The organism is Gemmiger sp. An50 (assembly GCF_002161595.1).
Classification (GTDB): domain Bacteria; phylum Bacillota; class Clostridia; order Oscillospirales; family Ruminococcaceae; genus Allofournierella.
The window spans coordinates 131,911-144,453 of sequence record NZ_NFID01000004.1 but is presented as its reverse complement, the minus strand read 5'-3'; the positions used below and the strand labels follow the sequence as shown (position 1 = coordinate 144,453).

At 62.2% G+C, this 12,543-nt stretch carries 11 protein-coding genes; 1 reads left to right on the top strand and 10 read right to left on the bottom strand.

Annotated elements, in window-relative coordinates; genetic code table 11:
* Window positions 1–36: 36 nt before the first annotated feature.
* A complete protein-coding gene (locus tag B5G03_RS05815; protein ID WP_087180819.1) occupies window positions 37–1,386 on the bottom strand; it encodes an ABC transporter substrate-binding protein in 1,350 nt (449 codons plus the stop codon).
* Window positions 1,387–1,731: 345 nt separating this feature from the next.
* Here B5G03_RS05815 and B5G03_RS05810 point away from each other — a divergent pair, with 345 nt between their 5' ends.
* Window positions 1,732–2,586, top strand: a complete 855-nt coding sequence (locus B5G03_RS05810) for a MurR/RpiR family transcriptional regulator (RefSeq protein WP_087180818.1) — start codon at window positions 1,732–1,734, stop codon at window positions 2,584–2,586.
* Window positions 2,587–2,669: 83 nt separating this feature from the next.
* Here B5G03_RS05810 and pgsA read toward each other — a convergent pair whose 3' ends face one another.
* The 9 genes from pgsA to B5G03_RS05765 form a co-directional block, all read right to left on the bottom strand.
* Window positions 2,670–3,245 (bottom strand): CDP-diacylglycerol--glycerol-3-phosphate 3-phosphatidyltransferase, encoded by a 576-nt coding sequence (pgsA, locus tag B5G03_RS05805; RefSeq protein WP_087180817.1) that lies wholly within the window; start codon window positions 3,243–3,245, stop codon window positions 2,670–2,672.
* Window positions 3,229–4,581 carry a 30S ribosomal protein S12 methylthiotransferase RimO gene (gene rimO, locus B5G03_RS05800; protein WP_087180816.1) on the bottom strand — a complete coding sequence of 451 codons (1,353 nt, stop codon included), beginning with the start codon at window positions 4,579–4,581 and terminating at the stop codon, window positions 3,229–3,231. The genes pgsA and rimO overlap by 17 nt, the downstream gene beginning before the upstream one ends.
* Before the next feature lie 214 nt (window positions 4,582–4,795).
* Complete coding sequence (locus B5G03_RS05795; RefSeq protein WP_087180815.1) at window positions 4,796–5,308, bottom strand: regulatory protein RecX; 513 nt, start codon at window positions 5,306–5,308, stop codon at window positions 4,796–4,798.
* A gap of 4 nt (window positions 5,309–5,312) precedes the next feature.
* The gene (gene recA, locus B5G03_RS05790) at window positions 5,313–6,479 is read right to left on the bottom strand and encodes a recombinase RecA (RefSeq protein ID WP_087180814.1); all 1,167 of its coding nucleotides are present in this window, start codon (window positions 6,477–6,479) and stop codon (window positions 5,313–5,315) included.
* A gap of 181 nt (window positions 6,480–6,660) precedes the next feature.
* Window positions 6,661–7,524, bottom strand: a complete 864-nt coding sequence (prmC, locus tag B5G03_RS05785; protein ID WP_087180813.1) for a peptide chain release factor N(5)-glutamine methyltransferase — start codon at window positions 7,522–7,524, stop codon at window positions 6,661–6,663.
* Window positions 7,518–8,450 carry a DUF1385 domain-containing protein gene (locus B5G03_RS05780; RefSeq protein WP_087180812.1) on the bottom strand — a complete coding sequence of 311 codons (933 nt, stop codon included), beginning with the start codon at window positions 8,448–8,450 and terminating at the stop codon, window positions 7,518–7,520. Before B5G03_RS05780 ends, prmC begins: the two co-directional genes overlap by 7 nt.
* 11 nt (window positions 8,451–8,461) lie before the next feature.
* Window positions 8,462–10,315 carry a hypothetical protein gene (locus B5G03_RS05775; protein WP_087180811.1) on the bottom strand — a complete coding sequence of 618 codons (1,854 nt, stop codon included), beginning with the start codon at window positions 10,313–10,315 and terminating at the stop codon, window positions 8,462–8,464.
* A 4-nt stretch (window positions 10,316–10,319) separates the two neighbouring features.
* Complete coding sequence (locus B5G03_RS05770; RefSeq protein ID WP_087180810.1) at window positions 10,320–11,789, bottom strand: sensor histidine kinase; 1,470 nt, start codon at window positions 11,787–11,789, stop codon at window positions 10,320–10,322.
* A gap of 28 nt (window positions 11,790–11,817) precedes the next feature.
* On the bottom strand, window positions 11,818–12,516 hold the full coding sequence (locus B5G03_RS05765; protein WP_087180809.1) for a response regulator transcription factor: 699 nt from the start codon (window positions 12,514–12,516) through the stop codon (window positions 11,818–11,820).
* Window positions 12,517–12,543 lie beyond the last annotated feature (27 nt).

The following is a 12,543-nucleotide window of genomic DNA, read 5'->3' as shown; positions in this document are numbered from 1 at the left end:
TCCCTGCTCTAACGAATCAGTTGGAAGCGGTGCTCCTTAGCCGATAGCGGCGTTGGAGGTCTCAACGAACTTGTCAGCAGCAGCCTGAACGTCGCTGCCGTTGCCAACTTCCTGCAGCATGTTCCACCAAGCAGTGCGCTGCTCGGTCCAGCCGCCGGTCACGTTGTAGTAGTCACCCATGTTGGGCAGGAAGGTCTGGAAGGTAGCCATGCGCTCCTCGTTCTCAGTGCCGGCGTAAACGTTGCCGAAGGAAGCACGAACGGGGAAGAAGCCGGTGGCCTGCACGCTGGCGGGGCCCTGAGTGGCGTCGTCGCAGATGAACTTGATGAAGGTCTTGGCAGCCTCGATCTTGGCCTCGTCGCCGTTGTTGAAGATACCGAAGCCCCAGATACCGCCGCACAGCTCAACCTTGCCGTCGTCGGTGGGGAAGTTCATGGCGTAGGGAGTGAAGGTAACCTGCTCCGCGTAGGTAGCCTCGTTGGAAGCGTTCCAGCAGAAGGTCATGGCAGCAGTGCCGTTAGCGAACATCTGCAGCTCGTCGGAAGCCTGCAGAGCGGGGTCGAAGGTCAGAGCCTGCTCGCCGTTCAGCTTCTGCAGCAGCTCCAGAGCCTTCACGTTCTGCTCGCTGTTAGCGGTGTAAGCGGTGTGGTCAGCGTTGGTGTAGGTGCCGCTGTACAGGTTGTTTACCAGAGCGCGGGTGCCCTGGTCGCCGCCCTGGCCGCCGCAGTAAACGATGGCGGGGGTCATAACCTTGCCGCTGTCGCGCAGGGTCTCCAGAGCCTTCACGAAGTTATCGGTGGTCCAGGTACGGGTCTCCTGATCAATGTACTGCAGAGCGCCGGTCTCCTCGAACAGCTCGTAGTTGATGGCCATGTTGTGGGCGGTCATGCACATGGGGTACTCATAGTACTTGCCGTCAGCGCCCTTGCAGGCGTTCACAACAGCCTCGCTGGTCTTGCTGATGTCGGCAGTGGCCTCTTCGGTCCACAGATCGCTCAGGTCGACCATCAGGCCCTTGGCGCCCCAGTTGGATACCAGACGCTCGGGACCCTCGAAGATGATGTCGGGGGTGTTCTTGGCTTCGATGGCGGTGGTGACCTTATCGTCGCCGTTGGTGTAGTCCAGGTACTCCACGTTGACCTTGATGTCGGGGTACTGCTTGTTGAACTCGGCGATGAAGCCGTTTACGGTCTCCTCTTTCTGCCAGGAGCCGATGGGGTAGGTCCACAGGGTGATCTCGGTAGCAGCGCCGGAAGCGGTGCTGGTGCCGGTGCTCGCCGCAGTGGAGCCAGAGGTAGCGGTGCTGGTGCTGGTGCTGCCGCCGCCGCAAGCCACCATGGACAGCGCCATTGCGCCGGCCATGACAAGTGCTAACGCTTTTTTCATTTGAAATTCTCCTCCTTAGGATTTTTCAGTCTGTTCGACCCGATCAGGGCGCGGACAAAACCACGCCGTCTCGCTTTACTCAAATTCTATCATCCATGAAAAATTTTTTCAATTGGAAACTCCACCTATCTTTTCTATGAATATTCAGTGAACTTGCACAACGATTTTTTGGGTGTTTTTTTCTTGTGATTCCGTCATTTTCGCCTTATAATATAGGTAGTATTAATTTCATTTTGTAATGATTACATAAAGTTACAAAGTGTACGCATTTTCTCCTTCCTAAAACATGTTTGAAAAATTTTTTCGCATTTTAGCAGGAAGGAACATTCCGGGAGTGTGTCGCCAATGTTAGACGTTATGTACCAAATCAATACGCACTACGATCAGTTCACCCCCTCTTCCCGAAAGATCGCCGACTATGTGCGCGAGCATTGCGCCCAGGCTCAGTATCTTTCCATTTCCGGGCTGGCCAGTGAGTGCGGGGTGGCCGAGGCTACCATTTTCCGCTTCTGCAAGCAGCTGGGCTTCGGGGGCTACAACGAATTCAAGCTCGCACTGGCAAAGTCCAGCATTCTGAATCAGCCCAACCCCTACGCGGCCTACGGCGAGCTCACGCCCGAGGACAACACGGTGGAGGCCATGTGCCGCCGGCTGTACGAAGCGAACATCCAGGCGCTGAACCAGACGCTTTCGCTGCTGGACGAGGCCGCGCTCATCAAGGCGGGCGACCTGCTGGCCGGAGCGGGCAAGATCCTGGGCCTTGGCTACGGCGGCAGTATGTCCACCGTGCGTGAGGCCTGGAGCCGCTTTCTCACCGTTACCCCCAAGTTCTTCACCATTGAAGACAACCACATGCAGATCATGGCCGCCAGCCTGCTGGAGAAAAACGACGTGATCCTGTTCGTCTCCTATTCCGGCTCCACCCGGGATGCGGAGGACGTGCTCCGGCCCGCCAAGGCCCGGGGCGCCAAGATCGTGCTGATCACCCACTACGCCGACTCCCCCGCTGCCAGCATGGCGGACGTGGTGCTGCTGTGCGGCGGACACGAACGCCCGTTGCAGGCCGGCAGCATCGCGGCCAAGATGGCCATGCTGTTCGTGGTGGATATGCTGGTGAACGAGTTCTGCCGCCGGGATATGGACACCACCATGCGCAACAAGGACCTGACCGCCAACGCGCTGGCCATCCGCCATCTGTAATCCGGTTTTTACACACAGAAAGGGCTCGCCTTCCTCATGGAAGGCAAGCCCTTTTTCTTTTCTGCTTTGCGGAACGGTTCCAATTACTTGGCGTTCATGAAGCATTCCCGGTTCTGCCACAGGTAGATGCCGCCGGAGAGCAGGGTCACCAGCGCCACCGCCCAGCACAGCACCATGGAGATCAGGCCCACGGCCATGATATCGCCGCCGCTGGAGAAGGCCGCTGCAAAATAGTAGAACAGGATCGTGAGCATCTGCAGCACGGTTTTCACCTTGCCCCACATGTTGGCGGCGATCACATGGTTGGAGGAAGCCGCCACCATGCGCACACCGGCCACGGCGAACTCCCGGGCCAGGATGATGGCCACCACCCAGATGCTGCACACGCCGTCCCGCATCATGTACAAAAAGGCCACGGTGGTGAGCAGCTTGTCGGCCAGAGGGTCGGCAAACTTGCCGAAGTCGGTCACCAGGTTCCACTTGCGGGCCAGGTAACCGTCCAGAAAATCGGTGAAGCTGGCCACTGCAAACACCACGCCCGCCGCCAGATACCAGGCGGGATCAAAATTGGAGGTGCCGTACTGGCTCATCTGGGCCAGCACCATGAACACCGGCACCAGCAGGATGCGGGCCAGGGTAAGTTTATTCGGCAGATTCATCCTTCTCATCCTCCACTACATAACCGTACAGATCATACATATCGCTTTCCTCGATGTACACCTGATAGAACTCGCCGGGATACAGCGGGTCTTCGCTGGAAACGCACACGTTGCCGTCGATCTCCGGAGCGTCGGCCTCGCTGCGGCACAGGTACAGGCCGCTCTCCTCGTCGATGCCGTCGCAGATCACGGTGAGGGTCTTGCCCACCTTCTCCTCCAGCTTGGCGGCGCTGATGTTGGCCTGGGCGCGCATGATGATGTCGGCCCGGCGCTGCTTCTCCTCTTCCGGCAGCTGGTCCGGCATGGAGGCGGCCACGGTGTCCTCCTCGGGGCTGAAGGCAAAGCAGCCCAGCCGCTCGAAGGCGGTGTCCTTCACGAACTGGCACAGCTCGTCGAACTCCTCCTCGGTCTCGCCGGGGTAGCCCGCGATCAGGGTGGTGCGCAGGGTGATGCCGGGAATGGCCTGGCGCAGCCGCTGGATGGCGCTTTCCACCACCTGGCGGTTGCCCTTGCGGTTCATGGCCTTGAGCACCCGGCTGTTGCAGTGCTGGATGGGCAGGTCCAGATAGGGCACCACCTTTTCGTTGCGGGCCATGGCCGCGATGAAGGCGTCGGTGATGCGCTCGGGGTAGGCATACAGGATGCGAATCCAGCGGATGCCCTCGATCTTGTTCAGCTCATCCAGCAGCTCGCAGATGCTGTTCTTGCCCCAGTCGTCTCCGTAGGCGGTGGGGTCCTGGGCCACCAGCACCAGCTCCTTCACGCCCTCGTTTGCCAGCCAGCGGGCCTCGGCCAGGCAGTCCTCCATGGGACGGCTGCGCAGCGGACCGCGAATCAGCGGGATGGCGCAGTAGTGGCAGCGGTTGTTGCAGCCCTCGGCAATCTTCAGATAGGCGTAGTGATGGGGGGTGGAGATCACCCGGCGGCCGCCCAGAGGCAGGTCGGTCTTGGGACCGTAGTACTCCCGGTTCTGGTCCTCCGCGCCGCCGCACAGACGGTCGATGATCTGGGGGATGGCTTTATTGGAGCCGATGCCCACCACCGCATCCACCTCGGGGATCTCGGTGCGGATCTCATGCTGGTAGCGCTCGGCCAGGCAGCCGGTGACCACTACCTTCAGGTTGGGGTTCTGCTCCTTGTAGGAGCAGGCGTTCAGGATATTCTCGATGGCCTCGGTCTTGGCGCTCTCGATGAAGCCGCAGGTGTTCACGATGATCACATCCGCCAAGCTCAGGTCGGCGGTGGTGGTGTGACCGGCAGCGATGAGACCGTGGCACATCACGTCGGCATCCACCTGGTTTTTGGGGCAGCCCAGCGAAATGATTGCGATATTCAATGCAGTATTCTCCTTTTTATCTGGTTCGTTTGCGCCGCTCCGCTTTTTGTGCGGGCTCTTCGGCCCCGGGCGGGCGGTCATTACAGGAAAAGGCGAGGGAGAACTCTCCCTCGCCTTGTTATTCTATCATGTTTATAGGGGCAAAGTCCAGCTTTGCGGGGTGGAAGTTGGCAGAAATCCGGCCATTCCCCCACCCTTTTCACGGTTCCGGCATTTAAAAATCCGGCTCCCAGTCCGGCTGGTCCTCCTCGGGCGGGTTTTCCTCCTCCCAGCGGGCCAGCGCCTCCTTGACGTCCCCCAGGGAAAAGCCCCGACGGGCCATGGCGGCGATCACGTTCTGACGCTTGCCCGCGGCCAGCTTGCGGCCATAGCTGCGGCACAGCAGCTGGTACACCGCGTCGGCGGGGCTTTCCTCTTCAAAAAGCTCCTCCAGCACCTGGGCGGCGGTCTGCCGGTCCACGCCCTTTTCCGCCAGGTGGGCCCGGATCTGGGCCGGGCTCTTGTGGCGGGCCAGCAGGTATTTGGCCCGGTGGCGGGCAAAGGCCTCGTCGTTGATCAGTCCCAGCTCCACGCAGCGGGCCACAGCTGCCGCGGCCGCCCGGTCGTCCTCCAGCTTTTTACGCACCTTGTCGTACAGCTCGCCGCTGGAATGGTCCCGCAGCGAAAGGTATTCCATGGCCTTGTCCAGCGCGCGGCGGTAGGCCTTGTCCTCCTCTTCAAACAGCACCGGCTCAATCCTCGACCATGATGTCCAGGTCCGCCTCGCTCACTGCGGCTGCCTTCTCCTTGGCGGGGGCTTCCGCTGCGGCGGGTGCGGGCGCAGCCACCACCGGAGTCACCGAACCCTTCGCCTTCTTGCCGCCCTTTACCAGCTTGTCGGCGTTCTGGCGCACCAGCTCTTCGATCTCGGCCATCAGCTCGGGATGCTCCTTGAAGTAGATCTTCACATTGTCGCGGCCCTGGCCCAGGCGGGTCTCGCCGTAGCTGAACCAGGCGCCGCTCTTCTGTACGATGCCCAGGGTCACCGCCAGATCCAGAATCTCGCCGGTCTTGCTGATGCCTTCGCCGAACATGATGTCGAACTCGGCCTCCTTGAAGGGAGGGGCCACCTTGTTCTTGACCACCTTGGCGCGGGTGCGGTTGCCGATGAAGGCGCCGGTGGAATCCTTCAGGCCCTCGATGCGGCGCACGTCGATGCGCACGGAGGAGTAGTATTTCAGCGCGCGGCCGCCGGCGGTCACCTCGGGGTTGCCGTAGGTCACGCCCACCTTCTCACGCAGCTGGTTGATGAAGATGGCCACAGTGTTGGTCTTGCCGATGACACCGGTCAGCTTGCGCAGGGCCTGGCTCATCAGGCGAGCCTGCAGGCCCACGTGGGAGTCGCCCATCTCGCCCTCGATCTCAGCGCGGGGCACCATGGCGGCCACCGAGTCAATGACGATGGCGTCGATAGCGCCGGAGCGCACCAGCGCCTCGCAGATCTCCAGCGCCTGCTCGCCAGTATCCGGCTGGCTCACCAGCAGGCTGTCGATGTCCACACCCAGAGCGCGGGCATACACCGGGTCCAGTGCGTGCTCCACGTCGATGAAAGCAACCTCGCCGCCGGCCTTCTGGGCCTCGGCCAGCACATGCAGCGCCAGGGTGGTCTTACCGCTGGATTCCGGTCCGTAGATCTCCACCACACGGCCGCGGGGCATACCGCCCACGCCCAGCGCCAGGTCCAGCGACAGGCTGCCGGTGGAAATGGCGTCCACCTGCATGGCCACGTTGCTGCCCAGCTTCATCACCGCGCCCTTGCCGAACTGCTTTTCGATCTGGGCCAGTGCGGTCTCCAGCGCGGCCTTTTTGTCTCCCGCAGCCTTTTTGCTGGGGGAAGGAAGAGGTTTCTTATCTGCCATAATGTTTCTTGCTCCTTTATTCAAACCGGATTTGTATTCATGATTTCGCCGCCCCCGGCCATAGGCCCGGGCGGCTTTTGTTTCGCATGCTCTTATTATACACAAAAGAAAAGAAACTTACAACTGCAAGTTGTAAGTTTCTTATTGATCGACCGTTTTATCGGACAATTCCTTCCGTTTTTCAGGGCTTTTGGCCCAGAACTACTCGGTCTTTGCCCGCCAGATCCTGCCGGACGGCCACATTCCGGTAGCCCGCGGCCTCAAAAATACCGCGCACCGCCGCGCCCTGGGCCCAGCCGATCTCCACCGCCAGCCAGCCGCCTTGCCGCAGCGCGGCGAAATAACCGGGAGCGATGTGCTCGTAAAACGCCAGCCCCTCGTGCTCTGCCTCCAGAGCCATTTCCGGCTCAAAGCGCAGCTCCGGCTCCAGAGTCTTCATCTCGTCGCCGGTCACATAGGGCGGGTTGGAGAGAACAAGGTCCAAGCTCTCCGGCTCCAGCTCGTTCTGGTAGGTGAATACATCCCCTGCTACCGGCTGCACCGCAGGCCGCTCCGGGTCAAAGCCGGGCAAAGCTGCTGCGGCGTTCTGGCACAGGTAGACAAATGCCTCGGGGCTTTTTTCCAGACAGGTGACCCGGGCAGCGGGAACCAGCCGCTTGATGCCCAGGCCCACGCAGCCGCTTCCGGCGCACAGGTCCAGCACCTGCGGGCCGTTTACACCCGCCAGCAGCTCCGCGCCGGTCTCGCACAGCAGTTCGGTGTCCGCCCGGGGAATCAGCACCCCCGGCCCCACCGCCAGCTCAAAGTCCAGAAAAGGCCAGCGCCCGGCCAGATATTGCAGCGGGTAGCGCTGCACCCGCTTTTCGGTCAGCTGCTCCAGCCGGGTTTTCTGCTCTTCGGTGAGCTCGTCGTCCATCCAGCGCCAGTTTTTGCCCGCCACCAGCTCCATCAGGCAGGCCGCGTCAAAGGCCGCGTCCTCCACACCGGCCGCTTCCAGCCGGGCCCGCGCCCAGGCATGGGCGGCCCGGGGCGCACCGCTTACCACAGCCCCTCCTCCGGGCGTTCCGGCAGCACCGGCTTCACCGCGGCGATGGCCACTTCGATCATGGAATCGTCCGGCTCAAAGGTAGTCAGCCGCTGGAGCCAGAGGCCCGGCGCACTGATGATGCGGGTAGCCAGATTGTCGTACCGGCCCGCCAGTTTGATCAGCTCATAGCTGATGCCCATGACCACCGGCAGAAGCAGCAGCTTGAGCACCACCCGCAGGCCGGTGCTGTTCCAGGGCAATACGCTGAACAACAGGATGCTCACAATCAGCACCAGGATCATAAAGCTGGTGCCGCAGCGGGGATGGAAGCGGCAGTGGCGGCGGATGTTCTCCACCGTCAGCTCCTCGCCCGCCTCATAGCAGGCGATGGTCTTATGCTCCGCGCCGTGGTACTCGAACACCCGGTGAATATCCTTCATGCGGGTGCACAGGAACAGATAGATCACAAACATGGCGATCTTGAGCACGCCCTCCAGCAGCACCTTGCTCCAGCCCAGGGGCACAAAATGGCTCACGCCGCCCACGATGGCGGTGGGCAATACCATAAAGAGCACAATGGCCAGCATGCCGCCGATCACCGCGGCCAACCCCATCAGAAAGCTCTGGAACTTGGGCCCGGTGTGCTCCTGTAGCCACAGGTCCAGCTTGCTGGGCTCCTCCTGCTCCTCTTCGGGCATGCTCACCTCGGCGGAGTGCATCAGGTACCGGTAGCCCAGCACCAGGTTCTCAATCATGGCACAGGCACCCCGCACAAAGGGGACCTTCTGCCAGGCGTGATGCTTCACATCCTCCAGCGTCAGGTCGATCTCGCCGTCCGGCTTGCGCACGGCCACACAAATCTTCTTGGGGCCGCGCATCATGATGCCCTCCATCAGGGCCTGACCGCCTACGCTGGTCTTAAAACATTCCTTTGGTTTTTCCATTCTTTCTCCTTTCAGCCGGGCTGGCACACCGGCTCCAGCTGCACGGTGCCGTCCTCTGTGTCCACCCGGTAAAGCCAGCCCGACCGCACCGGCGCACCCATCTGGTCGGTCAGCATCTCCTGGTCCGCGGTGGGCTGGCCATCCGCCGCGCAGTATACATACTCAAAGCCCTGCTCCACCAGAAACTCATTCCACCGCAGCGAAAGCCCGTGGGAATCGCCGCACTCGGTGGGGGACCAGTACTCCACCTGATTGGGCAGCAGCGCATAGCGCAGCAGCTGGCCCAGCCGGTCCATGGAGGAGGTCTGGGTGATTGCCAGCACCCGGTCGGTGGGTTCCAGGCAATCGTGCAAAGCCTCGGCCTCCTGCAGGATGCCGTCCACTCCGGAGGCCTGATCGCCCATAAACTGCTCAAACACCGTCTGATAGGCGCCGGGCAGCCACCGGGCCGGGGCATGCCAGTTCACGCATACGAGGAAGGCCGCCCCCGCGCAGCACCAGGCCAGAGACTTTCCCCTGCCCCAATACTGCCACACCGCCGCCCCCAGCACCAGGTAAAGCGCCCCGGTGGGCAGCGGGCCGATGTAACGGCTGAAGGCGGAAAGGGTCAGCGCCTCGCCCTCCTGGAACAGGTACACATAGGAGTAGCACACCGATGCCGCGTACACAACAAAAATCACAGTGAAGGCCGCCAGCACCGGGCGCAGCCCGGCCGAACGCAGCCGGGGCATCAGGCAGGCCAGCGCCCACACCACCGCCAGCATCGCCAGGGCGGAAAGCCCCCAGCGCTTGGCCAGCGGCTGCACCGCCAGCGCCCGCAAAAAGGAGGGGATCACCTGCCCCGCCAGTCCTTCGCCCTTCAAAAAGGCGGTCAGATTGTCCAGCGTATAGGCCTGGGGCGCATCCTCGGTAAAATAGGAAACATAGCCCTTTTCTACGCACAGCCAGCGCCAGCTCTGCCACAGGCCAGCGGCAGCCGCCACGGTGACGCCCGCAAAAACCAGCCTGCGGGCCCGGCCCTCGCTGCAAAACAGCGCCTTGCGCCACAAAATCGCCGCGGCCAGCAGACCCGCCGCCGCATACAGGATTCCGGTGCTTTTGGTCAGCACCAGCAGGCAGGCCAGCAGGCTCACGGTTACTCCGTCCAGAAGGTCCGGGCAGGTGCGGCCCCGCCAGGCGGTGTAGGCCATGCAGCCCAGCATCAGGCCCATCAGGGGTTCCACCACCAGACTCTCGGTATAGTAGTGGTTGAACACCGCCGGGAACAGCAGGAGGAACACCGCGCCGCCCGCTGCGGCAGCGATTCTTTGCAGCCTGCCGCCCTCGCCGGTTTTCTCCAAAAGGGGCAGCGTCAGGCCGGTGTACCACAACAGCTGACCCCAGAACAGCATCGGATGGGAAAAGGGCTGCCCGATCTGCAAAAACACCAGCAGCATCTGGGCGCCGGGCGGATAATCCGCATAGGCGCTGGCCAGCTGAACTCCGTCCGGGAATGCTTCCAGCCCGCACATCTGCTTGCTGAAAAGGGCCCAGTGAAGCAAATCGTCCAGCATCACGAAGCCGATCTGCCGCATCAGCAGCCAGCCCGCGGCCAGTGCCAGAACCAGCGCCAGCACACCCGGCCGCACCAGCATCGCCGCGCACCGGCCCGCCCCCGCTTTGCGGCAGCGAACCACCGCCGCCAAACAGGCCGCACCGGCGCACAATGCCATCACAGCCAGCGCCGCGCTTTTGTGCCCGGCCAGCGTGGCACAATAGGTCACAAGAGCGGTCCCGGCCAGTACCGCCGGGACCGTGCGTTCCAGCGGCCGCTCCAGCGCCAGAGCCAGCGCCGCCGCCAGAACGATCAAAATCAGAATCGTCACAGGGTTACTCCTTTTCCGAACTGTCCGCCGGATCATTCAACGCCCAGGCAGGCGCTTCACCGCTGCCCCGGTAGATGGGCAGGCGCAGGGTCACGGTGGTGCCCTTGCCCAGCTCGGAGGAAATATCCGCCGAGCCGTCCAGCGCGGTCATGATTTCGTCCACCACCGCAAGGCCGATGCCGCTGCCGCGCACCGCGCCCTTGCCCTTGAAGAATTTGAGCTTCACATTTTCCAGATCGTCCGGCGCAATGCCCCGGCCCTCGTCCTGGATCAGCACATACACGTTCTCGCCGTCCTGCAAAAGGTCCAGGGTGATGGCACCGCCCGGCGAGGAATACTTCACCGCGTTGTCCATCACATTGATGAACACCTGACGCAGCCGCCCTCCGTCCGCCCAGATGGGCAGGGGCAGCTCCGGTTCCTCATATACCAGATGCAGCCCCTCGGCGCGGATGCGCGCCTCCATGAACAGGGCAACATCGGTAAGCTCGGCCACCAGGTCCAGCGGCCGGCATTCCAGCTTCACGCCGCTCTGCAGCCGGGAGAAGCTGAGCAGCTCCTCCACCATATCATACAGCCGGTCGGTCTCCCGCCCGATGATGGACAGGCCCTTGCGATAGTTTTCGTTCTCCGGGTCCCGGATGTGGGCGATGGTCTCCACCCAGCCCCGGATGCTGGTGAGCGGGGTACGCAGCTCGTGGCTTACCGATGAGATGAACTCATTCTGCAGCCGCTCGGTTTTGGAAAGCTCCCCCGCCATCTGGTTGATGGTGTTGCACAGCCGGCCGATCTCGTCGCTGTCGCTGCCCTCGGGCAGGCGGGCGCTCAGATCGCCCCGGGCAATGGCGTTGGCCGTCTGCTCCACTTCGTCCAGCGGGCGCACGATGGAGCGGATAAAGAACACGCCGCTCCAGGCGCTGAACAGCAAAATCACCGCTCCGAGGCCCAGAGCCAGCAGCACCCGTTCCACCATCATCTGGTCCACCATGGTCAGGCTGGTCACCATACGCAGCGCGGCCACATCCTCCGCCGGGTAGGGCACCATCACGGTGAGGGCCATCACCCGCTCGCCGGTCACGCTGGTATACACGCTGCGGCCGGTGCTATTGGGGGATTCCATGGCCATGAGAAAGTCCTCGGGGGCCTCTTCATAGCGCAGGGTCCCGCCCGAGGAGGTGGCGATCACCTGACCCTCACTGTCCAGCAGCATGAACTCGAACTTGTCCTTCTCGTCGAACTGCTCCACCATCCGGCGCAGCAGGCTGCCCCGGTTCTGAGCGGTCTGCTCCGCGCTCTGGCCGGTGGTGATCTTCAGCTGGCCGCCCATGCTGGAAATACGGCTGAGCATGGCCTGCTGCACCCCGTTGTAGCTGCCGGAGATCAGGGTGTACACATAGATGCTCACCGCACCTGCCACCAGCAAAAAGGTGATCAGAAGGCTGCTGCGCAGCCATCGCTTGGTGATGCTGTTCATGGCAGCCCCCTTCCTGCGTGCTTGTTTGTCATCCGTTCCAGCGGTAGCCGTAGCCCCACACGGTGAGGATATGCTTGGGGCTGGAGGGCTCGTCCTCCACCTTCATGCGAAGGCGTCGGATGTTCACGTCCACGATCTTCACGTCGCCGTAATAATTCTCGCCCCAGACCCCTTCCAGGATCTTTTCCCGCACCAGGGCGGTGCCGGGGTTCTGGAAGAACAGCTCCATGATCTGGAACTCCACCTGGGTCAGGTCGATGGGCTTGCCCGCCTTATACAGCACCCGGCTCTTCTGGTCCAGAATGAACTGGCCGCTCACCATGCGGGTCTCGTCCGGCACGGGAGCCTCCGCCGCGCCCCGGTTGACCCGGCGGCACAGCGCTTCGATGCGGGCCAACAGTTCGGACACGCTGAAGGGCTTGGTCATATAGTCATCCGCTCCGATGGACAGGCCCCGAATCTTATCCTGCTCCATGCTCTTGGCGCTCAGGATGATGATGCCGATGTTCGGGTCGTCCCGGCGGATGGTCTCGCACAGGGAAAAACCGTTCATGCCGGGCAGCATCACGTCCAGCACGGCGGCGTCGCACTTCTGGCCCTGGCTGAGCAGCGCCAGGCCCTGCTCGGCGCTTCCGGCCTCCAGCACCTGGTAGCCCGCCATCTGAAGATTCAAGGCGATCAGCTCGCGGATGCTGGTCTCGTCTTCCACAACTAACACTCTACGCATGCAATCAAACCTCCTATAAAAACGGGA